This is a genomic window from Vreelandella sp. F11 (assembly GCF_042466685.1).
Lineage (GTDB): Bacteria > Pseudomonadota > Gammaproteobacteria > Pseudomonadales > Halomonadaceae > Vreelandella.
Map to the genome: position 1 here is coordinate 3,680,964 of NZ_CP170448.1, position 24,640 is coordinate 3,705,603.

The following is a 24,640-nucleotide window of genomic DNA, read 5'->3' on the forward strand; positions in this document are numbered from 1 at the left end:
ACAATAATTAGCCAAAACGAATAATGGAAAAGACCAATAGTGGGAAAGACCATGACCGAACTAGCGATTGCCGACCGCGATATCGCCGAGACTCTGTGCGAGCAGGTACGCAGTGCCTATGACGCGCGCACCCCGCTACGCATTGTAGGCGGCGATACCCGTGCTTTTTATGGCCGACCGGTAGAAGGCCAGGCGCTGCAGATGGCTGAACACAGCGGCATCGTGAGCTACGACCCGGTGGAACTGGTAGTGACCGTGCGCGCTGGCACGCGGCTTAGCGAGCTTCAGCAAGTACTGGCGGAGAAGCACCAAATGCTGGGCTTTGAGCCGCCCACGTTTGGTGAAGCGTCTACCATTGGTGGCGCCGTGGCCACCGGCCTCTCCGGCCCACGCCGCCCCTGGGCAGGCGCTGCCCGTGACTTTGTACTGGGTACACGAATCATCACCCAAGAGGGCAAGCTGCTTCGCTTTGGTGGCGAAGTGATGAAAAATGTTGCCGGTTACGACTTGTCGCGCCTGATGGCAGGCGCCCAGGGCACGCTTGGCGTATTGACCGATATCTCCTTTAAAGTGCTGCCTATTCCCACTGCGACGCACAGCCTACGCTTAACCCTTGGGCTGGATGAGGCGCTTAAAAAGCTCGCCGAACTGGGGCGCAAGCCGCTACCGATTACCGCCGCCGCCTGGCATCACGGCGAGCTGTTTTTGCGCCTGGAGGGTGGCAAAAGCTCTGTTAGCGCGACCCTGGCAAGCCTGGGTGGTGAACCACTTGATGCCAGTTTCTGGCACCAGTTGCGCGACCATACCCACGCTTTCTTTGCCTGTGCCGATGGCCAGGCCCTGTGGCGACTGTCACTCCCCCCCAACAGCGCACCGCTAAAGCTGAATATTCCCGAAAGCGATATCTTTTACGACTGGGCGGGTAGCCAGCGCTGGGTGAAAACAACTCTGGATGCGGGCACTCTCCGCGCCGCCTGCGCTGCGGCTGGGGGACATGCCACCTGCTATACACCCCACGCCCAAGGCGGCGCCGCTGAGCCGTTTACACCGCTCAATGCAGTAGTGGAAAAATATCACCGTAACTTAAAGGCGGAGCTGGATGCCCATGGCATTTTTAATCCCGGTCGCCTTTATGCGGCGTTTTAAGGAGAGCTGACATGCAAACGCACTTTACCGATGCCGACCTTCAGAAGCCGCATATTCAAGAAGCGGAGCGCATTTTGCGCACCTGCGTTCACTGCGGTTTTTGTAACGCCACCTGCCCGACGTACCAACTGTTAGGCGATGAGCGCGATGGCCCCCGCGGGCGCATCTATTTGATGAAGGAGCTGCTGGAGAGCCGCGACGATGACGACCAGGTCACCGACGAGACTCGCCTGCATCTTGATCGCTGCCTGACCTGCCTTAACTGCGAAACCACTTGCCCTTCCGGCGTGGAGTACCACAAGCTGCTGAATATAGGCCGTGCCGAAATTGAGCGGCGCGTTCCTCGCCCGGCAGGTGAGCGGGCCCAGCGCTATGTGCTGCGAAAAATGATGGTCGAGCCCAAACGTTTCCAAGCGCTGCTAAAGCTGGGGCAAACCTTTAAGCCACTGGTACCTATCAAGTTGCGCAATAAAATGCCCGCAGCGCCGATAGATGCAGGCGCACGCCCGGATGCCAACCGCCATACCCGGCGGGTATTGATACTGGAGGGCTGCGTACAGCCGGGGCTGTCACCCAATACCAATGCTGCCACTGCGCGGATTTTGGATCGCCTCGGCATCAGCGTCACGCCAGTGGCTGAAGCAGGCTGCTGCGGTGCCGTTGATTTTCACCTCAACGCCCAGGACGATGGGCGTGCGCGTATGCGCGCCAATATTGATGCCTGGTGGCCCTATATTGAACAAGGCACCGAAGCCATTGTGCAAACCGCCAGTGGCTGCGGCGCTTTCGTCAAAGAGTATGGTTATATGCTCAAGGATGACCCTGACTATGCCGTTAAAGCGCAAAAGGTGAGCACTCTGGCCAAGGATATTGTCGAAATCCTGCGCGATGAGCCGCTGGACGAATTGAGCGTAAACGCGTCACAACGACTGGCGTTCCACTGCCCCTGCACGCTACAACACGCTCAAAAGCTTAACGGTGCTGTCGAAGGCGTGCTGAGCAAGCTTGGCTTTGCGTTAACCCCGGTCCAGGATGCCCACCTATGCTGTGGCTCGGCAGGCACCTACTCGATCACCCAGCCTGAACTGGCCACTCAACTACGTGACAATAAGCTCAATGCACTGGAAGCTGGAGACCCCGAAGTGATCGCAACGGCGAATATCGGCTGCCAAACCCATTTGGCAGGCGCCAATCGCACGCCGGTACGTCACTGGGTAGAGATCGTCGATGCAGCGCTCACTTAGCATTTAAACTTAACGTCAGGCCACGCTGGCTTTTAACAGCGCGGCCACTTCACTCCCTCCCTTAACAAGGATTAAAACATGCAAACAAAAGCCATTCTCGCCCAAGCCGATGTAACGAATGTTCTGGATGCCGCGCAGAAAGAGGCGGACAGCAATAGCTGGCCGGTAACCATCGCGGTGACCGACGACGGCGGCCATCTGCTGGCGCTGCGTCGCTTGGATGGCGCGGCCCCTTTCAGCGCCGAAGTGGCTACGCACAAAGCGCGCAGTGCGGCGCTAGGTCGTAAAGAGACCCAGGTATTTGAAGAGATGATTAATGGTGGCCGCACGGCGTTTGTCACCGCACCGCTGCAAGGCCTGCTGTCAGGCGGCGTGCCGATTACGGTTGACGGCCATGTGGTGGGCGCTGTGGGCATTTCCGGCGTAAAACCCGACCAGGATGTACAGGTGGCTAAAGCAGGTGTTGCCGCGATTACCGGCTAAAAGCGGTAAATTAAGGCACAGACAATCGAGTAGGAAGGGGAGTCGCCTCCCCTGTCCTCTCACACCACCGGGCATACGGTTCCGTACCACGGCGGTTCATGCAGAACGTTTAAGCCATCTTACCGTATCCAGTACCGAGATCAGTCCCTGGTCATAAAACCATTTCCTCGGCAGGGCCTGATTCATGTGCGAAGCCCCGGCATTCCACCAGGGGCCTCGACCGTTCCCCGCCGATTTCCAGGCGCGGTGCCCGTCTAGGCCTAGCCCTCGCAGCTTCCGACGCCGAGTCGATGGGCGTTTCCATTGTCGCCAGATCAGGCCGCGTAAGCGCCGGCGTATCCATTGATCCAGTGCTTCCAAGGGGCGTTTCACATCAACAAGATTGAAGTAGTTAGCCCATCCTCGTAGGACTGGCCTCAACCCTTCGATTACCCGTTGGATGTTACGCCCCCTGCCACGTTTCAGGATCTCACGGACACGCTGCATCATGCGTGTCAGGCTTGTCTTGGCGAGCGTCAGTTTCGACTGCTTGTGCCGAGTGAGGCTGTAGCCCAGGTATCCGCGTAGCCATGGCCGATCCACCGCACTTTTACGGCGATTGACCGTCAGCCGAAGTGAGCTCTCGAGATACTCACTCAAGCTGCCCATGACCCGCTCGCCTGCTCGTCGGCTCCGTACATAGATTTGTACATCGTCGGCGTAGCGGCAGAAGCGGTGGCCTCGGCGTTCCAACGCCTTGTCCATGTCGTCCAGCAGGATGTTCGCCAGTAGCGGGCTGAGGGGCCCGCCTTGGGGTGTCCCCCGCCGCCTCGGCGTGGGCAAGCCATGCTGGAACATACCCGCCTCCAGATAGCGACGGATCAAACGCAGTACACGCTTGTCGTCAACGCGCCGCGCGACCCGTGCCATCAGCAGGTCGTGATTCACTCGGTCGAAGAAGGCTTCCAGGTCAAGATCGACCACCCAGCGGTGACCGGCGGTGACGTGGGCCTTCATGGCCGAGACGGCCTGCTTGGCGCTCCGCTTGGGGCGGTAGCCGTAACTCGACTCGGAGAAGCCCGGGTCGAAGATCGGCATCAGTACCTGGGACAGCGCTTGCTGGATTAGGCGGTCGGTAACCGTGGGAATACCGAGCTGCCGCGTCCCACCCTTGGGCTTAGGGATCGTGGTTGCTCGGATCGGGCTGGGGTGGTACTGATCGGCCAGCAGCCGCTCGCGCAGCGTTGGCCAGTACGTCTTTAGGTGGTCGGCTAGCTGATACACCATCATGCCATCGACACCCGGTGCGCCTTTGTTGGCAACCACCCGACGGTAAGCTCGCTCCATGTTTTCCGGGTCAACGACCCGTTCCATGAGCGAGGTTGGCTCCGCTTTCGTCCACGATAACGACGCCGGGCTCGTCTCGACGCTCACCGGCTGGGACTCGGAGTACTGCCCCTGCCCCTCTGGGTGAGTGACGGTATTCGCGTCATGGTCTGTCTTCATGATCGATCCTCGAGACGTTATCGCCTACTCGCGGTTCTTCATGTTCGGCCCTTGGTGCCGTGGTGAACCGGCACTTACTATGGCCTCGGCTGACGTCTGGTGATCCATCCCGTCGCCTCTCGACGCCGGTAGCACCGTGGCAGACCACCAGACCTCCCAGGGTAAGACGCGCGACCTTCCCGCTTATGCCTGTCGGATTTACGTCATGGCGTTCCGTGCAAGTATCGGGCTTTGGTGAGTGTAGCCACCTTACCCCGCCATGACGCCTCGTATCCGCTTCCTGTTCGTCAGGCCAGCGTTTTGCCTCGGGCTGCCTTTGGATTCCCCCTCGCGAGGGACACCCTTGCCGTCGGCTAGCACTTCCCCTTGCCGGGCGTGCAGGGGACTTTCACCCCCAAGTCATCCTGAAGCACCACCCCCAGGAACAGCGCCGGTCAAGGCGCTGCGCGCCATGCCTGGCGCACTACGAAAAAGCCCGGATCGATGATCCGGGCTTTTTTGGAATTCGTTCGGCAAGTGCCGATCTAAATGCTTAATGGCGGACCGGACGAGACTCGAACTCGCGACCTCCGGCGTGACAGGCCGGCATTCTAACCGACTGAACTACCGGTCCACTTAAAAGCACTTCTATAACGACCATCAAACTAACGTTTATAAGCGGTTCAGAGGCGCTTCTAAAAGGCAGGTGATGGTGGGTGGTACTGGGTTCGAACCAGTGACCCCCAGCTTGTAAGGCTGGTGCTCTCCCAACTGAGCTAACCACCCATCTATTAACAAACACCTTGTGGCACTTGCTAATCTAGCTTAGCAGTTATCATGGCGGACCGGACGAGACTCGAACTCGCGACCTCCGGCGTGACAGGCCGGCATTCTAACCGACTGAACTACCGGTCCGAATCGATAACAACTATTTCAAACAACTAGTTTCAAGTAACTAGCTTAAGCAGATATGGGTTGATGCTGGCGGACCGGACGAGACTCGAACTCGCGACCTCCGGCGTGACAGGCCGGCATTCTAACCGACTGAACTACCGGTCCGTTATGCGCATCAAAACTTAATCATACTTTTTACTACACGTTTCCAATCCATTTTAGTTACTACTAAAAATGGTGGGTGGTACTGGGTTCGAACCAGTGACCCCCAGCTTGTAAGGCTGGTGCTCTCCCAACTGAGCTAACCACCCGCTGGTCACGTGGCGCTGCATTCTACAGAAGGCTTACTCAATGTCAACATGCCGTGTTTAAAAATTGATTTAAAACCGTTTTCTAAACTAGCACGTTGCCCACTTCCGCAAGGCCAGAGCCATGAGCGCGGACGAAGGATGCCGCAACTTGGGTAGCCTCGTCAATCAAAACCGTTTGAGTCAGACCAGAAAGGCGCCGCGGCTTAAAGTCGTGATCGCCATCTTTTAGCCAAGCGAGCTGCGCGTTTTGCGGCAATCGATAGCCAGCCACCTCCTCCCGGGTGCCAAAGGGGTCACGTTCGCCTTGTAAAACCAGCATGGGGCAGTCAATCGCAGGCCAGTGATCCAGACGTAGCTTTTCAGGCGCTTTAGTAGGGTGAAATGGGTAGCCTGCTACCACCACTCCCGGCACTGCGCTAACGGATGGCTGCTCACTAGCTAGCGGGTGACTGGTTGGCTGTTTACTGGCAAATAGGGTCGCCACGCGCCCCCCCATTGATTTGCCCCCAATCCATAGTGGCTCGTCAAACAAGGAATCGAGTAGCACATACCACTGGGCAAACTGCTCCAGGGTCTGGGCGATAGGCGGTGGCGGCCGACGTTTGCCGGTTTCCTGCATCTTTTGCATATAAGGGAAATCAATACATAAAACCTGTACCCCTCGATCCGCCAACGAGGTGACAAATTGACGCATGAAAGGTGACTGCTGTCCTGCCCCTGCGCCATGGGCAAACAGCAAGCGACCTATCCTGGCTTGACCATGGACAGCCAACGGCCCCATGCCCTGCACCAGAAAAGCGCCATTTGGCTGGCGCTTAAGCGCCTCTTTTAAAGCCTGAGGTAGTACCTCGATATAACCAGACAAAGCGTAATGTGACACCCAGCACTCCTGATAATTCAGTCTTTAACCAATTGGTGTGTTCAGGTTAAGCCTCTGCTGCGCTAGAATCTTGGTCGGATCTTGACCTGCATCATCAAGCGGGTGGCCGCACCCGTGCAAAATGCCACGGGTTACCCCCTAACCGCGTTCGATGGGAACATGACATGAGCACAGCATTTGAACACCCGACCTACAACTACAAGGTAGTTCGGCAGTTCGCGATTATGACCGTTGTGTGGGGCATTGTGGGAATGACCGTTGGTGTCATCCTCGCCTCGCAACTGGTTTGGCCGCAACTGAACCTCGGCATACCTTGGACTAGCTTTGGGCGCCTGCGTCCGTTACACACTAACGCCGTCATTTTCGCCTTTGGCGGATCGGCGCTCTTTGCCACGTCGTACTACGTTGTCCAGCGTACCTGTCAGACACGGCTTTTCTCTGACAAGTTAGCGGCCTTTACGTTCTGGGGCTGGCAAGCGGTTATCCTCTCCGCCGTGGTGTCACTGCCGCTAGGGCATACCACCACCAAGGAGTACGCTGAACTAGAGTGGCCGATCAACATTTTGATCGCGGTCGTCTGGATCAGCTATGCCATCGTGTTCCTAATGACGATCAAAAAGCGCACCACGTCGCATATCTATGTGGCGAACTGGTTCTTTGCGGCATTTATTTTGACCGTTGCGGTGCTGCATATCGTCAACAATGCGGCCATCCCCGTTACCCCGATGTACTCCACCTCTATCTACGCCGGTGCGGTAGATGCCATGGTGCAGTGGTGGTACGGACACAACGCTGTGGGCTTTTTCCTAACCGCAGGCTTTTTGGGCATGATGTACTACTTCGTACCCAAGCAGGCTGAACGCCCTATCTACTCCTACCGCCTCTCAATTGTCCACTTCTGGGCATTGATCATGATCTACATGTGGGCAGGCCCTCACCATCTGCACTACACAGCGCTACCTAACTGGGCACAGTCGCTGGGTATGATTATGTCGATTATTCTGCTGGCACCCTCCTGGGGCGGCATGATCAACGGCATGATGACTCTTTCAGGGGCTTGGCATAAGCTGCGCACGGATCCGACACTACGCTTCTTGGTGGTGGCACTATCGTTCTACGGCATGTCCACCTTTGAAGGCCCGATGATGGCGATTAAGACCGTCAACGCGCTGTCGCACTACACTGACTGGACCATTGGTCACGTTCACTCCGGCGCGCTTGGCTGGGTAGCGATGATCACCATCGGCTCGATGTATCACCTGATCCCACGCGTCTTTGGGCGTACGGAAATGTACTCGGTCAACCTGATTGCCGTGCACTTCTGGCTGGCCACTATTGGCACCGTGCTCTACATCGCCTCCATGTGGGTTAACGGTATTCTGCAAGGCCTAATGTGGCGTGCGATCAACCCTGACGGCACCTTGATGTACACCTTCGTTGAATCCGTTGAAGCCAGCGCACCGGGCTACTTTGTTCGCTTAATCGGCGGCCTCTTCTGGGTCACCGGCATGCTGATCATGGCGTTCAATGTGTACATGACCGTTAAGCGTCGTGAGGCCATCAGCCATTCAGCGCCACAAGCTGCCTAAACCGGGGAAGTTGAGACCAATGAAACACGAGATTGTCGAAAAGAACGTTGGCCTGCTTGCCGTGTTGATCCTTGTCGTGATCAGTTTCGGCGGCTTGGCGGAGGTCGTCCCACTGTTTTTCCAGAAGCAGACAACCGAGCCGGTCGAAGGCCTGGAGCCGCTGTCCGCCCTGGAACTCGAAGGCCGAGACATCTATCGCCGCGAAGGTTGCGTGGGCTGTCATTCGCAAATGGTGCGCCCATTCCGCGCCGAAACCGAACGCTACGGCCACTACAATGTGGCGGGCGAGCAGGTCTACGAGCATAACTTCCTGTGGGGCTCCAAGCGCACCGGGCCAGACCTGGCGCGCGTCGGTGGCCGCTATAGCGATGACTGGCACCGCGCCCACCTCTACAATCCCCGCGACGTAGTGCCCGAATCCATCATGCCGGCTTACCCCTGGCTGTTTGAAAATACCCTCGATGGTGAGGCTACTCCGGCTAAAATGCGCACACTGCGCCAGCTAGGCGTGCCGTACACCGACGAAGATATTGCCAACGCTACTGCAGAGGTTCGCGGCACCCAGGAAATTACTGCCCTGGTGGCCTATCTACAGCAGCTTGGAACCGTGCTCGAGGGCACTCGTTAAGTTATGGATACGGGAACTTTTCGCGGTCTCATCACGCTGATCTTGATTATCGCTTTTATCGGCATCGCCCTCTGGGCGTACTCAAAGCGACGCAAGCCAGATTTCGACGAAGCAGCTAATTTGCCCTTTGCCGACGACGATGAGCTACCGACCAGTGACAAGCACGCTCCGCGTAAACGCGACAGCGAAGTGCATTCCCGCGACGACAGGGGAGATAAGAATATATGAATAATTTATGGGGTGACTCCCTATCCGGCTTTTGGAGCGCCTGGATCATTATCATTACGCTGGGCACGATAGCGCTGAGTGTATGGATACTGCTGGCCAACCGCCGCACCGATAAAACGCCTGACGCGGACGGTAACGTAGAAACCACTGGCCACGCGGCCGATGGTATCGAAGAGTATGACAACCCACTGCCAAAGTGGTGGTTCCAACTCTTCGTTTTAACGGTGGTCTTTGCACTGGGCTATCTGGTGTTTTACCCCGGCCTGGGCAACTACGCAGGGTTATTAGGCTGGTCTCAGGAGGGGCAGTGGGAAGAGGAAGTCGCTCAGGCCGAAGAGCGCTTCACGCCGATTTTTTCCCAGTACCAGGAAGTCCCCATTCCGGAGCTTGCCGAAGACCCCGAAGCGATGCAGGTGGCTGAGCGCATCTACCAAAACAACTGCGCGGTATGCCACGGCTCCAACGCTCAGGGTGGTTACGGCTTTCCCAACCTGACCGATGACGACTGGCTATACGGTGGTGAACCAGAAAATATTCTGACCACACTTAACAACGGTCGTAATGGCCTCATGCCCGCCTGGCAGCAGTTGGGGCAGAACAATATCGAAAATCTAACCCAATACGTTCTATCGCTGTCAAATGAGGAGCATGACGAGGAGCGGGCCGAACAGGGCGAAAGCACCTTTATGGCGGTGTGTGCTGCCTGCCACGGGCCAAGCGGAACGGGCAACACGGCTCTTGGTGCGCCTAACTTGACCGATGACATCTGGCTTTACCTGGCACCGGGCCAAGAAGTGGGTGACTCTATCCGTCAAACGCTGCGCAATGGCCGTAACGGTCATATGCCTGCGCAAGCGGCATATATCGGTGAAGAGCGTGTTCACCTGGTTGCGGCCTACGTGTATAGCCTGCGCCTCGCGGACTGATTGACCGCTGATAGCGGCAACCATCAGTAACGCTAACCAAGCAAGGGTGCGGCCCCAAACCGCACCCTTTCTTTATACCCAACCCGATACAATATTAGCGAAGCACCTAAGACCGACTAAGCATCAAAATTAACTAAGTACTAAAATTTTACCAAGCACCTTGATTAACTGAGCAATTCAGTTAATGAAAGGGTGCCATCTCTCCTGCCTTCTGAGCCGGGAAATATCGCCATGGAAAAGATACCAAGCCAAGACGTCACGCCGAACCCGGTGGGGCACCATACCCCCTCTGAAACGGTTACCCAGGAAATGTACGCCAAGCGTCGCCATATTTATGTGCGCGAAATTAAGGGCGTTTTCCAGAAACTACGGCGCAGCGCCAACTGGGCGTTAATGCTGGCATTTTTTCTCTTACCGTGGATTAACATCGGCGGTCGTCCGTTAATTCTATTTGACCTGCCTAACCGTGAATTCCATATTTTTAGCGCCACCTTTTATCCTCAGGAGTTCATCCTGCTGTCGTGGCTACTGATTATCTGCGCCTTTGGGCTGTTTTTTATTACCGTTTTTGCTGGCCGCGTATGGTGCGGCTATACCTGCCCGCAAAGCGTTTGGACGTTTCTATTCATTTGGCTTGAACACCGTATTGAGGGTTCGCGCAACCGGCGCATTAAACTCGACAGCCAGCCAATGAACGCGGAGAAAGCCTGGCGCAAAGGAGCCAAGCACGCCGCCTGGCTGCTCATAGCCCTCGCCACCGGCGTCACCTTTGTGGGTTACTTCACCCCGATTCGCGAATTGGTGGCGGAACTGCCCACTCTGGAGGCCCATGGCTGGTCTTACTTCTGGGTCGGTTTTTTCCTGGTTTTTACTTATCTCAATGCTGGCTGGCTGCGCGAGCAAGTCTGCATCTATATGTGCCCCTACGCGCGCTTTCAATCGGTTATGTTTGACCGCGACACATTGATCGTCTCCTACGATGAGTCACGCGGCGAACCCCGTGGGCGTCGCAAGAAAAGCCTGAGCCATCTTGAAGCCCGCGAGGCTGGCTATGGTGACTGTATCGACTGCGAGCTTTGTGTGCAGGTCTGCCCTACCGGCATCGATATTCGCGATGGGCTGCAGTATGAGTGTATTACCTGCGCTGCCTGTATCGATGCCTGCGACAGCGTAATGGACAAAATGGGCTACCCACGAGGTTTGGTGCGCTACACCACCGAAAACGCCCTTGAGGGTAAAAAGAGCCATATCATGCGCCCGCGTCTGCTCGGCTACTTCGCCGCTCTGGTGCTGATGATGGGCGCCTTTGCCTGGGCCATTAACGACCGCATGCCGCTCAATTTTGACGCTGAGCGCGAACGTACCCAGCTTTACCAAGTGACTCGTGACGGCCAGATTAGCAATGTGTTTAGCCTGACCATTCGTAACCTGGATGATCAAGACCACACCTACCAGCTGAGCGTTGCCGGATTACCCAGCCTATCCCTGGACAGCCGATCCATTAGCGTACCGGCCGGGGCGTCGCGCCTGGAAGTGGTCACTGTGACGGCAAACCCCGACGACTTACAGCAGCCCAGCCACCCCATTGTATTCACGCTGCAGGCCCAGCAGGATGCGGATATTCGCCTTGAGCGCGAGACCAGCTTCCTGGGCGATATTAGGAGATAGAAAATCATGTCATCCCCCTCGGTAACACCGTGGTACAAGCAATTTTGGCCGTGGTTTTTAATCGGAATTCTGTTTTCATCGATTATTGTTAGCAGCGGCTTTGCGGTTATGTCGGTCAAGAGTTTCGACGGCATGGTCGTTCAAGAAGACTATTACGAGCATGGCAAAGCCATTAACATGGTGCTGGCCAAGCAGGAGCAGGCACGCGAGTTGAACCTGAGCGCCGAACTACGCCTCGATCCGCTAACCAGCGATATTGTGGTGGACTTAAGCGGTGACACGCGCCCGGACACGCTCTATTTAGACCTTATTTTCCCCACCGAAGATAACCGCGATCAGTCGTTCGTACTCGAGCATGTTCGTGACGGCCGCTATATCACCCAAGGGCCCGACAACCTGCGCTACCGCTGGTATATACAGATTCAGCCCGCGCAAGAAAATGCTGATTGGCGCCTCACTGGTGAGGCCACATTCCCCAATGAAAACAGCGTCGCGTTGCTGCCAGGAGGACGTACAGAAAGCGAATGAGCGATGTAACGACTGCCGCGCCTTGCTACCACTGCGGTAATCCGGTGCCCGCTGCGGCACCCTGGAAAATTACCCTGGATGAACGCACCCACCCGCTTTGCTGCCCCGGCTGCGAAGCGGTGGCACACGCCATTGTCGATGGTGGCCTTGAGAGCTACTACCGCTATCGTACCGAGCTACCCGAACGCCCGGATGAGCGCCAGGCAGCCAAAGCTGACACCTGGTCGGTATTTGACGATCCCGGCCTCCAGGCGCAGTTTGTTCATCCTGACGGCGATGAGGGAAACGTCAAAGCGACCCTCGCCATCGAAGGCATTACTTGTGCCGCCTGCGCCTGGCTGATCGAACACCGCCTGAATGCCTTAACAGGGATAGCCTCCAGCGCGGTGAACTTAACCCACCACCGCCTGCGGGTGAGCTGGGATCCTCAGCAGTTGAAGCTCTCGCAACTGCTGGCCGAACTGGCCGCCATTGGCTATGAAGCCCAGCCCTACGAGCCCGATCAAGCCCAAGCGCGCCTGCAGCACGAAGAGCGTATGAACGTGCGACGGCTGATTATCGCTGCCGTCGGCATGATGCAGGTAATGATGTTCTCGATCCCGATCTATGTCTCCGGCCCCGGTGAGATCAGTGACGACTTCTACGCACTTTTCCACTGGCTCTCCTTTGCGCTAGCAACGCCAGTGGTATTTTTTTCTGCCCAGCCGTTTTTCCGCAACGCCCTGCGCGACCTGCGTACGGGTGTGCTCGGCATGGATGTGCCGGTGTCGCTGGCGATTGGTGGCGCTTATCTTGCCAGCAGTTACGCGGTACTGTTTAACGTCGGCGAGGTCTATTTTGACTCGGTGGCCATGTTCACCTTCTTTTTGCTGTTTGGCCGCTACGTGGAGGGCCGCGCCAGACGCCGCAGTGGGCATAGCGGCAATGCCTTGAGCGGCGTGCTGCCGATTTCGGCCACGCGCCTGGAAAGCGACGGCAGCGAGCGCATTCTGCCTGCCAGCGAACTTGCCCCAGGTGACCGTGTATTGATCAAGCCCGGCCATGGCGTACCTGCTGATGGCATCATTGAAGAGGGCGAATCGAGCCTGGATGAATCAATGCTGACCGGCGAATACCTGCCAATCACCCGCCGCGTGGGCGACCCCATTACCGGCGGTAGCCAAAACATGGAAAACCCGCTGGTGATCAGGGTAACTCACGCCGGGCGCGATGCCCGCGTGGCGGGCATTGTCGACCTTACCGACCGTGCCTTTGCCAGCCGCCCTAGGCTTGCCCAGATGGCCGCGCGTATGGCGCACCTATTTGTACTGCGCCTGCTGTTAGTGACGGCCTGCGTAACGATCGCTTGGTGGTTTATCGACCCCTCGCGGATGCTCTGGGTTCTGCTCTCGGTGCTGGTGGTAACGTGCCCCTGTGCACTGGCCCTAGCCACCCCCGCAGCCCTCACCGCAGGCCATGGACAACTGCGTAAGCGCGGCGTGTTGATCACCCGCGCCGATGCCATGGAGACGCTCTCAAACGTGACTCGGGTGATTTTCGATAAAACCGGCACCCTCACCCGCGGCGAGATGCACCTAACCCGAACCCAGCCTCTAGGCGATCTCACCGCTGAGCGCGCAAGGGCCATTGCTGCAGCTCTGGAGGCTCACTCTGAGCACCCCATCGCCCGCGCCTTTCGGCCATTCCGGGATGCCACACTGCAAGCCAAAAATATTCACAGCCACACCGGGCAAGGACTTGAAGGGCACTTAAACGGTGCTCGGTGGCGATTGGGCAAGCCCCGGTTTGCAACGGATAGCGCAACGGATAGCGCCGTGGATAATGGCATGAAAGCGCCTGCCAAAGGCCAGTGGCTGCTGCTTAGCGAAAACGGCGAACCCCGTGCCTGGTTTGGCCTGCATGATGGCGTCCGCGACGACGCTGCCGATACAATCAACGCCCTCCGGGCTCAGGGCTTAAGCGTAGAGCTGCTCTCTGGCGATACCCAGGATGCGGTGGAAAGCTTAGCCGACCAGCTCAATATCACCACCTGGCACGCAGGCGTCAGCCCCGAGGGCAAACTGGCCCGTATGAAAGCACTTCAAGCCGCTGGCGACACCGTGGTGATGATAGGCGATGGCATCAACGACGTGCCGGTGTTAGCCGGTGCCGATGTGGCGATTGCCATGAATGGTGCGACGGATTTAGCCCGCACCCGCGCCGATGCGGTGCTGCTCAGCCCTCGCCTGATGCGGATTTTTGAGGCCATCGAGATTTCCCGGGCAACGCGGCGTATCATGCGCCAGAACATGATTTGGTCAGTGTGCTATAACTTTTCAGCGCTGCCGTTGGCGGCGATGGGGCTGGTACCGCCCTGGCTAGCCGCCATTGGTATGTCGCTTAGCTCGCTGGTAGTCGTCGGTAACGCCCTGCGACTGTCACGCTGGCGCCCCCAGCCTGTACTATCGCTTGGCACTTCAACACCGGTAACCGCATGACGATTCTGTATCTGCTTATTCCGCTTTCGCTAATCCTACTCGGCCTCGCCGTCTGGGCGTTTTTCTGGGCAGTGAAGAATGATCAGTTCGACGACCTGGAAGGGCCGGCGCACCGTATTCTGTTTGATGAAGATGAGAACGACTTCAGCCCTGAACAGCGTCGTCAGCGTCAGCAGGCGAAGCGCTCTGAAACAGCAGCGAGAGAGACACCCGACGACCAAGAGCCACGGTCATGAATCCGACGGGGGTTGATCTGCCGCCGCTAATGGCGGCGTTTGTGTTTGGCTTGATGGGCGGCGCCCACTGCATTGGCATGTGCGGCGGCATCATGAGTGCGCTCACCTTTGCCGTGCCCCCCAGCATGCGCCATCCAGCGCGCATGGGGGGCCTACTGCTCAGCTACAATGCAGGCCGTATTATTAGCTATATGAGTGCAGGCGCACTGGTTGCCCTGCTAGGCACGCTATTTTCGCTGTCCGCCACGGCGCGACTGCTACTTCAGGTGTTTGCCGCGCTGATGCTGATACTGATGGCACTCTATATCGCCAACTGGTGGAAGGGGCTGCTCAAGGTCGAAGCCGTTGGCCGCCGCCTCTGGCGTTTTATCGAGCCTGTGGGACGGCGATTAATGCCGGTGGTGCATCTTCCCCAAGCCTTTGCCCTGGGGGCCATTTGGGGCTGGCTACCCTGTGGGCTAGTCTACTCCATGTTGGCCTGGAGCTTAGCGATTGCCGACCCGCTCCAGGGGGCTTTACTCATGGGCGCGTTTGGACTGGGCACCCTGCCCGCGCTGCTTGCCACCGGCCTGGCCGCGCGCCAGCTCAGCCATTTGATTCGTCACCCGGCAACGCGCAGCGTGGCGGCACTGACTATTATCGCGTTTGCCCTTTGGCAACTCTGGGCACTGACGGCACACAACCTCTAATAGCATGACATGGCTCAATCTTTACGCTTTCGTCACGGGTTAGGCTAGCGGCATTACCTCACGTCGGAGCGCCCCTTCATGCCCGTTCATGCCCCTGCGGTTTCACCTCTTGCCTCTTCTTTGGCGGCAGCGCCCGTGCCGCCGGTTTGGGATGAAGCCCTGCTGCGCCGCTACGACACTAGCGGCCCGCGCTACACTTCCTACCCTACGGCACTGTCGTTTCACGACCAGTTTACGCCTGACGACCTGACCCAGGCACTCCAGCGTAGCAATGCCAGTAAGCGTTCACTCTCGCTGTATGTTCACGTGCCCTTCTGCCGCAAGATCTGCTTCTACTGCGCGTGTAACAAAATAGCCACCAAGAACACCGCGCTGGCCGAGCCCTATATAGCCCGGCTTGACCGCGAGATGGTGCTGACTGCCCGCCACTTGGATACATCACGACCGGTGGAGCAGTTGCACTGGGGTGGCGGTACGCCGACCTTTCTCAGTCTGAATCAGATGGGCGACCTGATCGATCGCTTGGACGCCCGTTTTGGCCTTTCATCGTCGGTTGATCGCGATTACGCCATTGAGATAGATCCTCGCGAAGCGGATGTGTTTACCCTGCGTCACCTACAGTCGTTAGGCTTTAACCGTATTAGCCTGGGCGTGCAGGATTTAAGCCCGCTGGTGCAGAAAGCGATTAACCGCATTCAGCCTCGAGTACTGACCGAAACGCTGATGGAGGAGGCGCATCGCCTGGGTTTTCGCTCGCTCAATCTTGATCTTATTTATGGTTTACCGTTTCAGACAGAAAAGAGTTTTACGAATACGCTTCGCCAGGTGATTGACCTCAACCCCGCGCGTCTTTCAGTGTTTAATTATGCACACATGCCGGAGCGATTCGCCCCCCAGCGGCGTATTAATGTTGATGACTTGCCAGGGGGTGAAGAGAAGCTGGCGATTCTGCGCGCCACCATCGAGATGCTCACCGCGGCAGGCTATGTGCATATCGGCATGGATCACTTTGCCCGGCCAGACGATCGCCTCGCCATTGCCCAAAGAGAAGGTTCGCTACAGCGCAATTTTCAAGGCTACTCCAGCCATGCTCAGTGCGATTTAATCGGGCTTGGCGTTTCGGCGATTTCGCGCATTGATGACGTCTATGCGCAGAATCCTAGTGACCTGGCCAGCTACGAAACGGCGTTGGATCAGGGCCAGCTCGCCACCGTACGCGGCGTGCGGCTGAGCAACGACGACCTCATCCGCCGGGATGTGATTGAGCGGCTGATGTGCGATATGGGCATTGATCTTGCTGCGGTCAGCCAGCGCTGGAATATTGATGCCCCCCGCTATTTTGCACCCGCGCTAGAACGTTTACAGAGCGCCGAGCAAGATGGCCTAATGACCCGTAGTGGTGATCAACTTAATGCCACGCCCATGGGGCGGCTGCTGATTCGCCATTTAGCCATGGCGTTCGATGCCCATCTTTCTGGGCAAACGGGGCAGCGCTACTCTAAGATTGTTTAATCATCTTATTGCAGGCATGCTAACGCGACTATAATAAGTAAGAATTTACTAATTTTACCCTGACCCACTCAAGGAGCATCGTATGTTGGAACCCATGAGCAGCCGGCGCTCGCTACTCCACGAAGCACGTTGCCAAACCTGCAGCCTTAGCTCGCTGTGCCTGCCGCTTGCCCTTGAGCTGGACGATATGGGGCAGTTCGATGCGATTATTCGCCGCCGTGCGCCGCTGAAAAAAGGCGAGCCTCTGTTTCGCCAGGGGGACACTTTCACCAGTGTTTACGCGGTGCGTTCAGGGAGTTTGAAACAGATCACCGCCGAAGGTAACGGCAGCGAACAGCTGACAAACTTCTACCTGCCCAGTGAACTGGTGGGGCTGGATGGCATTGACGAAGAGCACTATCCCGGTAGCGTTATTGCACTGGAAACCACCACCGTATGCGAGATCCCTTTTGACCGCCTGGATCTGCTCTCGGAAGAGATCCCTGAGCTACGTGGCCAGCTGTATCGCAGCATGAGTAAAGAGTTACGCGATGATCGGCGTATGATGCGCCTGCTGTCGCGTAAAACCGCTGATCAGCGGCTGGCGAGCTTCTTGATTACTCTCTCGGATCGTTTTCGTCGCCGGGGCTACTCGCCCTACAGTTTTCGCCTCTCAATGCCCAGAGCCGATATTGGCAACTACCTGGGCTTAGCGGTGGAAACCGTCAGCCGCATTTTAAGCCGCTTTCAGCAGCAGAACGTGGTGGCGGTTTCCGGGCGAGAGGTCAACATTCTCGACATGCCGCGCTTGATTACCCTCGCTGAAGAGGAAGAGCAAACGGTTAGCTGACGTTAAAGGCCTGGATGCGCCCTGCCAGCAGTTCCGCCTGTTTGGCCTCTAAGCCTTCAAAATCAAACAGGCTGCGGTCTGCCAACTGGGAGGGTGCAATATTGGTCACCGCTTTAAACATGCTTTCCAGGCGGCCCGGAAACTTTTTGTCCCACTCCGCGAGCATCTCTTTGACTACCTGACGCTGCATATTGGGCTGGGAGCCGCAGAGGTTGCAGGGGATGATCGGGAATTCCATCAACCGCGAAAATTCAGCAATATCTGCCTCTTTGCAGTAAGCCAATGGCCGAATAACGATATTCTTTCCATCATCGGATAACAGCTTGGGCGGCATCGCTTTCAGGTTACCGCCGAAAAACATATTCAGAAACAGGGTTTCGAGGATATCTTCCCGGTGATGGCCCAGGGCAATTTTATTGGCGCCAATCTCTTCGGCAAACCCATACAGCGAGCCACGGCGCAGTCGTGAACAGAGCGCACAGGTGGTTTTGCCTTCAGGGGTTTTCTCCTTCACCACCGAGTAAGTATCGCGCTCGACAATATGGTACTCCACGCCCTGCTTCTCCAGATAGGCAGGCAGCACATGCTCGGGAAAGCCCGGCTGCTTTTGATCCAGATTGACCGCCACCAGTGAAAAATTGACCGGCGCGTTGCGCTGCAAGTTGCGCAAAATCTCCAGCATGGTGTAGCTGTCCTTTCCGCCGGAGAGGCACACCATCACGCGATCGCCTTCATTGATCATTTGGTAATCAATAATCGCATTGCCCACTTCCCGGCGCAGACGCTTTTGCAGCTTGTTAAATTCACGTTTCTGCTTGGCATCAGCCAGCTCTGGCTGGTTTTGCTCAGCGTTAGCTGGGGTGGCTACAACTGTATCAAGGTGAGCAGGATCAAAGTGATCAAGAGATTGCATGGTATAGGCACTGCCGAGGGTATGGTGAAGAGAAGAGGTGCTACACAGAAATAATTGGGGGCTATTCTAACAACACTCTTCGCCTTGACCCAACTACTCGTCGCTCCTTCCTAAGCAGCCTGTGCCATAACGCGCTGCAGGCGCATATACAGCAGTGCGCTGGCGGTGGCCTCGCCCAGTACGCTTTGCACGCCCATGGCGGGTACCTGCCAGCATGCCAACGCCTGGGTGAAGCTGCTGGGCGCTTCTACCTGGGGATGCAGTCGCCGCAGTTGGCGCTGATGCAGTCTCGCCACATCAACCTGGGCATTGGGCAGGGCAAAATTTAGCCGCTTGGTCAGTAGTGTATTCAACGCCCCAATACGCTGCTCCAACTGCCAGCCCACTATGGGTCGATTGCCGATAAATTCCACTAACGCGCTCAAGTTAGCGCTGCTTGTCGGCTGCACCTCCCCGGCCTCGCACAGCAAATGATGACGGCGCAGCGCGGCACTTTCGGGCAGTTTTGTATTGCCTAACGTCATCACAAAAGCGCGGCTGGTTCGTACCTGCTGCTGGCTCAGCGCCACCGCGGCCAAACTGATCACCGGCGATGACGACGTGGGCGTTGTCGTACAGGCGAGTGCTACCAACTCCTCGCCCATATAGGGTTGAAACAGCCAGGCATAGGGAGAATCAGCACAACGCCGACGATCACTTTCGCGGCGCAACAAGGTGCGCAATGAACCGCTAAATAGCGCTACGTGTCGATCTAACAGCCGCATTCCGCTCACGAATACTCCAAATGATAACGATGGGAAAGCCGCTGCTTAAAGTCTTTGACAATATGCATCGCTTCGCGCAGAAGATCGCGCTCCAGGGAAGAGAGGTTTTGCACGACAACGCGGTTAGCGCGACTGCCGTTTTGGGGGTTAGCTTCTTTTGTGTCCGAAGACGTTTCCAATGCGCTTAGCTGCTGTTTAAGACGCAGCTCGGAAAACAGCGCCAACGCCTCCCCCAGATCCTCAGCAAAACGACGATCCAGGCGACCATCGGCCGCTAGTGCATCCAGGCGGTCAAAGGTTGAGGTGGCTTTAATCCGCCGTTCAAGCGCCATGGTGCGCACACCGTGAACAATCGGAAAGATGCCGCCTTTCTTAATATCGATACCGTGCTGGGGCTTTTTCAGCGAGCCAAACAGCGTCAGCGGGGTCGAGAAACGCAGCGCCGTGCGGGCGAAATAGGAGAGCAGTAGTTCATCGCTCGAACAGCGTTCAAACAGCTCATCACGTACGCTTTCAAGCAGGCTTGGGTTACCCGCCACCGCGTGGGCATCGAGCATAATCGCCAGCTTCATCAGGCTGTCGCCATCCCGCTCCCTGGCCCACTTGGCAATATTGCCCTTCCACTGCGATACCGTCGCCACCCACTCAGGGTTCGACACCATAATATTGCCGGGACACGGCGGATAGCCCAGCTGAATCAGCGTATCGGTGAGCGTCTGCATATGGCTTTCAAGGTCAGGCCACTGGGCTTCATCGGCCAGGATCAAGCCGTTATCCTGATCCGTTTTGAGAATCTGCTCACCGCGCCCTTCGCTACCCATTACCATCATGCAGCTCTGCTCCTGATAACGCTCAGCAGTGGTGAACTCCCAGGCTTTACTTATGATACGGCCGTTGAGTGCAGCGAGCAGATCCATCGCAAAGCGCAGCTTAACGCCCTGGGCCATCAGCGCTTTGACCAGTTCCGGCGTACGCTGACTGGCCGCCGAAAGCGCCTCTAAACTGCTTGCTTGCTCTACCTGCAGGCTCACCACATAGCTGCGACTTGAGAAGAAGCTAAGCACATCGGTGAGCTCGACCACGCCCTTTAAGGCGTTTTGCTCCATCACGACTACACGTGCCACTTTATGGCGGGTCATTAGTACCAATACTTCAAATAAGTACTGATCCGGCGCGGCGGTCACCAAGTTGAAGTGGGCGACTTCATCCACTGCTGACGTTACTGCGCTGCCTTTCAACACTAATGCGTTGAGCAGATCGGTTTTGGTTACCATGCCCAGCCTGTCCTGGGTCTCCACCAGCAGGCTGTCGGCATGGCTCTCATTGAGCTGTTTTACCGCGCTGGCAATATCGGTCGCCGCCGCCATCAGCAGCGGCTCGCGCATACACTCACTCACCTTGGCCAGCATAAAGCCCGCCATGGTGACGCCTCCCTCGGCACGCTTTTCGGTCAGCAGGCGAGCCTTATGGGTCAGCGACTGGCGAAAGAAATTACTAAAATCGGGATAGTGGCGGCACAACTGCTGAAACAGTGCCTTGGGCAGGAGATAACACAGGCACTCCTGCTCAGCCTTAAACCGATAACGGCTTTTACCGTTGAGAATGCTGATCGCGCCAAACAGATCCCCCGCCGTGTAGTGGCCAATACGTGAGGTGGACGAGGGTAGCGTTGGGTCGATTTCAGCCACTTCGCCTTTATGAATCAGAAAGACAAACTCCCCCGCTTGGCCAGTCTCTAAAATGATTTCGTCACGATCAAAATAGGCAAGGTCAATGCCACGGCGAATGTGATCACGCCCCTCATCGTCAAGAAGCGTAAACGGCAGCTGGGATAGATCCACATCGACCATGGGGTTTAACCTCGTTCAACTAAAGGCGAACTAAAGAGTATGTAAGTCTTATTAAAAATGGCTCTTCGTGATACTGATTCATATCGAAGGCGTCACTCCAGCGCTTCCTAATAGCTTATCGGTTATTATATGAAGGTGGCTGTACGGGTATAAAGGATTCACTTCCCAAGTAGCAAGTAGAACGTTGTTATACCTTTAGCTATCACGCTAAAGTCGAAGCGACTTTTGATACACGACCAAAGTATCGGCTTTTGCTAACCATGCTTCACGCGAAACTCAATACATCTATTTAAAGTAGCCAACAACGGCTTTAATTTGCTTACTAGACTATCGTCCCATAGCTCTGAAAACGCCTTCGAATTTCGCTTAAAAAGTGCTTAAATACTCATATTTTCAACAGCATGCATTGAATCAATAGCTATTTCGATGTTTATTGATACCAAAGTCTGGGATTTATTTTTTGACGTTTATTGCCCAGTATTAACAATGAGTCATGCAGGGTAATCGCACGTCACTAACTAACTCGACATTTCATATCGAATAATAAGGTGACGTGCCAACAGGAACTGACTCACCACTCCTAACGATTGAGTGGCTTTAGACGTGCGATTGCCCTGATGGGTCACACGCTATTCCTCGTGAACTTTCCCAACCTTAAAAATCACAAGTGGAGAGCAACACAATGGCAGACGACAAAACCAATGCTGCTGAATACTGGAAAGCAAACGTCCGCTTAATTTTCGGATGCCTGGCCGTTTGGGCATTTGTTTCTTACGGATGCGCTATCCTCTTTCGCCCGCTGCTCGCCGGTATCCCGGTTGGCGGCACTGACCTTGGCTTCTGGTTTGCACAACAGGGCTCAATCCTAACGTTTATCGTGCTGATCTTCTTCTACGCCTGGAAGATGAATAAGCTCGATCAAAAATTTGGCCTTGGGGAGTAAGCCGGTATGAGCCAGTTTGCAATTAACTTACTGTTCGTCGGCGCCTCCTTTGCCTTATATATAGGCATTGCGATCTGGGCGCGCGCCGGCTCAACGAAAGACTTCTATGTCGCAGGTGGTGGGGTACACCCTATCACTAACGGTATGGCCACCGCGGCGGACTGGATGTCAGCAGCGTCGTTTATTTCCATGGCGGGTTTGCTGGCCTCTGGAGGCTACGCCAACTCCACTTTCCTGATGGGTTGGACCGGTGGCTACGTTATCCTGGCGATGCTATTAGCCCCTTACCTGCGTAAGTTTGGTAAGTTCACCGTGCCTGACTTCATCGGTGACCGCTTCTACAGCAACACCGCTCGCCTCGTTGCGATCGTGTGCTTGATTGTGGCGTCGGTTACCTACGTTATCGGTCAAATGACCGGTGCGGGCGTGGCGTTCTCGCGCTTCCTTGAAGTCAGCAACACCTGGGGAATCTGGTTAGCCGCGCTGATCGTTTTCCTCTACGCCGTATTTGGTGGCATGAAAGGCATTACCTACACACAGGTAGCTCAGTACATCGTTCTCATCATCGCTTACACCATTCCTGCGGTGTTTATTGCCTTCCAATTGACCGGCAACCCGATTCCGATGTTCGGTATGTTCAGTACACATACTGAATCCGGTATTCCGCTGTTGGCTAAATTGGATGACGTGGTGAGCGCACTGGGCTTCCGCGACTACACGGCGGATGTGGACAACAAGCTCAACATGGTGCTGTTCACCCTGTCGCTGATGGTCGGTACTGCCGGTCTACCCCACGTTATCATTCGCTTCTTCACGGTACCGAAAGTCGCCGATGCGCGTTGGTCTGCCGGTTGGGCACTGGTGTTCATCGCCTTGCTCTACCTAACCGCACCCGCCGTTGGTTCGATGGCACGCTTGAACCTGGCAACCACTGTCTACCCAGAGATGGCGGGACAAGTCGAGAACTACGAAGAGGCTGCGCTAAACCCGATTCTCTACGAAGAGCGCCCAGACTGGGTTCGTACATGGGAAGAGACGGGCCTGATCAGCTTCAATGATCTCAACAACGACGGCCGTATCCAGATGTATAATGATGCTGCCGACTACTCTGATCGTGGCTGGGAAGGCAACGAACTGACCGTTAATAACGATATCCTGGTACTCGCCAACCCGGAGATTGCCAATCTTCCTGGCTGGGTTATTGGTTTGATCGCAGCCGGTGGTATTGCGGCGGCACTGTCTACCGCAGCTGGCTTGCTGTTGGCAATCTCTTCCGCGATCAGCCACGATTTGATTAAAACCATGATCAACCCCAAGATCACCGAAAAAGGCGAGATGTTGGCAGCACGAATCTCCATGGGTGGCGCGATACTACTGGCCACCTACCTGGGGCTTAATCCGCCAGGGTTTGCGGCACAAACGGTGGCGTTGGCCTTTGGTATCGCCGGTGCGTCGCTCTTCCCAGCACTGATGATGGGTATCTTCTCCAAGCGGATGAACAACTCAGGTGCGATTGCCGGTATGTTGGCAGGCTTGATTTGTACGCTGCTGTACATCTTCACTTACCTGGGCTGGTTCTTTATTCCCGATACCAACACGCTGGCCAACACGCCGGATAACTGGATCTTCGGTATTTCGCCGCTCTCCTTCGGTGCCGTAGGCGCGATGATCAACTTCGCCGTTGCCTTCGCGGTCTCCAGAGTGACCGCTGCACCGCCGCAGGAAATTCAGGATCTGGTGGAAAGCGTTCGCTACCCGAAAGGTGCTGGTATGGCGATCGACCATTAAGTCATAATCTATCCGGGCGGCTTATCGCACTGTTGTGATGTCGCTTAGGAGTGACCTTACCATCGGGCTTCCTTAGGGAGGCCCGATGGCTTTTATAGATAGCTTTTATAAACGGCTTTTTGAAAGGATATTTTATGATATGGCATTTGATCGCCGCCGTTTTTGCAGGCCTGGCAGCCGCCGGGATTGGCCTGACACTGCGCGCTTTAAGCGGCAAACGTTTGCCCAAGTGGATAGTACCGGTGTGTGGCGGGCTGGGCATGCTGGGTTATCAAATCCAGGTTGAGTACAGCTGGTTTGAGCATAAGCAGGCGCAGCTTCCTGAGACTGCTACAGTCATTTCCACCGAAAGCAGCACAGCGGTCTGGCGCCCATGGACCTTTGCCATTCCCATGACCACCAAGTTCAGCATGATCGATAGTGACAATATCCGCATGAGCGAGCAGGATGGCGCCCGCCTGGCAGAATTTATCCTCTATCAGTTTGAACGCCACCACACCGATATTTTGATCACCCAGCCCTACTTACTCAATTGTGATAACCGCGAGTTGGTACCGCTGGATGAAGATACCCGCGAACCCATTCTGGAAGAGATTCGCACCCTGCGTGAAACGTCACCGCTGCTCAACAACGTTTGCGCATAGCCAAAT

General features: G+C 56.1%; 22 protein-coding genes and 5 tRNA genes. 17 read left to right on the plus strand and 10 right to left on the minus strand.

Annotation, left to right across the window (positions count from 1 at the left end; translation table 11 throughout):
* Positions 1-51 precede the first annotated feature (51 nt).
* The 3 genes from glcE to ACFIOZ_RS16895 all read left to right on the plus strand — a co-directional run bounded on the left by glcE (position 52) and on the right by ACFIOZ_RS16895 (position 2,873).
* Complete coding sequence (glcE, locus tag ACFIOZ_RS16885) at positions 52-1,146, plus strand: glycolate oxidase subunit GlcE (RefSeq protein WP_386079867.1); 1,095 nt, start codon at positions 52-54, stop codon at positions 1,144-1,146.
* Positions 1,147-1,157: 11 nt separating this feature from the next.
* Entirely contained in the window at positions 1,158-2,390 is a 1,233-nt protein-coding gene (glcF, locus tag ACFIOZ_RS16890; protein ID WP_386079869.1) for a glycolate oxidase subunit GlcF, read from the plus strand.
* Between the two features lie 78 nt (positions 2,391-2,468).
* On the plus strand, positions 2,469-2,873 hold the full coding sequence (locus ACFIOZ_RS16895; protein ID WP_088701969.1) for a heme-binding protein: 405 nt from the start codon (positions 2,469-2,471) through the stop codon (positions 2,871-2,873).
* A gap of 96 nt (positions 2,874-2,969) precedes the next feature.
* Here ACFIOZ_RS16895 and ltrA read toward each other — a convergent pair whose 3' ends face one another.
* The 7 genes from ltrA to ACFIOZ_RS16930 all read right to left on the minus strand — a co-directional run bounded on the left by ltrA (position 2,970) and on the right by ACFIOZ_RS16930 (position 6,422).
* On the minus strand, positions 2,970-4,358 hold the full coding sequence (gene ltrA, locus ACFIOZ_RS16900; RefSeq protein ID WP_386079569.1) for a group II intron reverse transcriptase/maturase: 1,389 nt from the start codon (positions 4,356-4,358) through the stop codon (positions 2,970-2,972).
* Between the two features lie 536 nt (positions 4,359-4,894).
* Positions 4,895-4,971, minus strand: a tRNA-Asp gene (locus tag ACFIOZ_RS16905).
* 76 nt (positions 4,972-5,047) lie between these two features.
* Positions 5,048-5,123, minus strand: a tRNA-Val gene (locus ACFIOZ_RS16910).
* A 52-nt stretch (positions 5,124-5,175) separates the two neighbouring features.
* Positions 5,176-5,252: transfer RNA gene (locus ACFIOZ_RS16915), tRNA-Asp, on the minus strand.
* A 67-nt stretch (positions 5,253-5,319) separates the two neighbouring features.
* Positions 5,320-5,396 (minus strand) — tRNA-Asp (locus tag ACFIOZ_RS16920).
* Between the two features lie 70 nt (positions 5,397-5,466).
* Positions 5,467-5,542 (minus strand) — tRNA-Val (locus ACFIOZ_RS16925).
* An 82-nt stretch (positions 5,543-5,624) separates the two neighbouring features.
* Positions 5,625-6,422, minus strand: a complete 798-nt coding sequence (locus ACFIOZ_RS16930; RefSeq protein WP_386079870.1) for an alpha/beta fold hydrolase — start codon at positions 6,420-6,422, stop codon at positions 5,625-5,627.
* 164 nt (positions 6,423-6,586) lie between these two features.
* Between ACFIOZ_RS16930 and ccoN the strand changes: the two genes are divergently transcribed.
* The 11 genes from ccoN to fnr all read left to right on the plus strand — a co-directional run bounded on the left by ccoN (position 6,587) and on the right by fnr (position 17,732).
* Complete coding sequence (gene ccoN / locus ACFIOZ_RS16935; RefSeq protein WP_386079871.1) at positions 6,587-8,011, plus strand: cytochrome-c oxidase, cbb3-type subunit I; 1,425 nt, start codon at positions 6,587-6,589, stop codon at positions 8,009-8,011.
* Between the two features lie 19 nt (positions 8,012-8,030).
* Positions 8,031-8,639 (plus strand): cytochrome-c oxidase, cbb3-type subunit II, encoded by a 609-nt coding sequence (gene ccoO, locus ACFIOZ_RS16940; protein ID WP_226250624.1) that lies wholly within the window; start codon positions 8,031-8,033, stop codon positions 8,637-8,639.
* Positions 8,640-8,642: 3 nt separating this feature from the next.
* A complete protein-coding gene (locus ACFIOZ_RS16945) occupies positions 8,643-8,867 on the plus strand; it encodes a cbb3-type cytochrome oxidase subunit 3 (protein ID WP_386079872.1) in 225 nt (74 codons plus the stop codon).
* Positions 8,864-9,793 carry a cytochrome-c oxidase, cbb3-type subunit III gene (gene ccoP / locus ACFIOZ_RS16950; RefSeq protein WP_226250625.1) on the plus strand — a complete coding sequence of 310 codons (930 nt, stop codon included), beginning with the start codon at positions 8,864-8,866 and terminating at the stop codon, positions 9,791-9,793. The genes ACFIOZ_RS16945 and ccoP overlap by 4 nt, the downstream gene beginning before the upstream one ends.
* A 231-nt stretch (positions 9,794-10,024) precedes the next feature.
* Positions 10,025-11,461 carry a cytochrome c oxidase accessory protein CcoG gene (gene ccoG, locus ACFIOZ_RS16955; RefSeq protein WP_386079873.1) on the plus strand — a complete coding sequence of 479 codons (1,437 nt, stop codon included), beginning with the start codon at positions 10,025-10,027 and terminating at the stop codon, positions 11,459-11,461.
* Positions 11,462-11,467: 6 nt separating this feature from the next.
* A complete protein-coding gene (locus tag ACFIOZ_RS16960; protein WP_386079875.1) occupies positions 11,468-11,989 on the plus strand; it encodes a FixH family protein in 522 nt (173 codons plus the stop codon).
* Complete coding sequence (locus ACFIOZ_RS16965) at positions 11,986-14,466, plus strand: heavy metal translocating P-type ATPase (protein WP_386079876.1); 2,481 nt, start codon at positions 11,986-11,988, stop codon at positions 14,464-14,466. Before ACFIOZ_RS16960 ends, ACFIOZ_RS16965 begins: the two co-directional genes overlap by 4 nt.
* Entirely contained in the window at positions 14,463-14,702 is a 240-nt protein-coding gene (ccoS, locus tag ACFIOZ_RS16970; protein WP_386079878.1) for a cbb3-type cytochrome oxidase assembly protein CcoS, read from the plus strand. The genes ACFIOZ_RS16965 and ccoS overlap by 4 nt, the downstream gene beginning before the upstream one ends.
* Positions 14,699-15,391 (plus strand): sulfite exporter TauE/SafE family protein, encoded by a 693-nt coding sequence (locus ACFIOZ_RS16975; RefSeq protein WP_386079880.1) that lies wholly within the window; start codon positions 14,699-14,701, stop codon positions 15,389-15,391. The genes ccoS and ACFIOZ_RS16975 overlap by 4 nt, the downstream gene beginning before the upstream one ends.
* Before the next feature lie 78 nt (positions 15,392-15,469).
* Positions 15,470-16,903, plus strand: coding sequence for an oxygen-independent coproporphyrinogen III oxidase (gene hemN / locus ACFIOZ_RS16980; RefSeq protein ID WP_386079881.1), 1,434 nt, complete (start codon positions 15,470-15,472; stop codon positions 16,901-16,903).
* An 82-nt stretch (positions 16,904-16,985) separates the two neighbouring features.
* Positions 16,986-17,732, plus strand: coding sequence for a fumarate/nitrate reduction transcriptional regulator Fnr (gene fnr, locus ACFIOZ_RS16985; RefSeq protein WP_226250630.1), 747 nt, complete (start codon positions 16,986-16,988; stop codon positions 17,730-17,732).
* On the opposite strand, the gene ttcA is transcribed toward fnr, so the two are convergent.
* The 3 genes from ttcA to ACFIOZ_RS17000 all read right to left on the minus strand — a co-directional run bounded on the left by ttcA (position 17,725) and on the right by ACFIOZ_RS17000 (position 21,259).
* Complete coding sequence (gene ttcA / locus ACFIOZ_RS16990; protein ID WP_386079883.1) at positions 17,725-18,645, minus strand: tRNA 2-thiocytidine(32) synthetase TtcA; 921 nt, start codon at positions 18,643-18,645, stop codon at positions 17,725-17,727. The genes fnr and ttcA overlap by 8 nt on opposite strands.
* Before the next feature lie 110 nt (positions 18,646-18,755).
* A complete protein-coding gene (locus ACFIOZ_RS16995) occupies positions 18,756-19,409 on the minus strand; it encodes a DNA polymerase III subunit epsilon (protein WP_386084122.1) in 654 nt (217 codons plus the stop codon).
* Between the two features lie 5 nt (positions 19,410-19,414).
* Positions 19,415-21,259, minus strand: a complete 1,845-nt coding sequence (locus ACFIOZ_RS17000; protein ID WP_386079884.1) for a DUF294 nucleotidyltransferase-like domain-containing protein — start codon at positions 21,257-21,259, stop codon at positions 19,415-19,417.
* A 682-nt stretch (positions 21,260-21,941) separates the two neighbouring features.
* On the opposite strand from ACFIOZ_RS17000, the gene ACFIOZ_RS17005 reads away from it, so the two are divergent.
* From ACFIOZ_RS17005 to ACFIOZ_RS17015, 3 genes are all read left to right on the plus strand, one after another.
* Entirely contained in the window at positions 21,942-22,202 is a 261-nt protein-coding gene (locus ACFIOZ_RS17005; protein WP_007113808.1) for a DUF4212 domain-containing protein, read from the plus strand.
* A 6-nt stretch (positions 22,203-22,208) separates the two neighbouring features.
* Positions 22,209-23,990 (plus strand): sodium:solute symporter family protein, encoded by a 1,782-nt coding sequence (locus tag ACFIOZ_RS17010; RefSeq protein ID WP_386079886.1) that lies wholly within the window; start codon positions 22,209-22,211, stop codon positions 23,988-23,990.
* Positions 23,991-24,124: 134 nt separating this feature from the next.
* The gene (locus tag ACFIOZ_RS17015; protein ID WP_386079887.1) at positions 24,125-24,634 is read left to right on the plus strand and encodes a hypothetical protein; all 510 of its coding nucleotides are present in this window, start codon (positions 24,125-24,127) and stop codon (positions 24,632-24,634) included.
* Positions 24,635-24,640 lie beyond the last annotated feature (6 nt).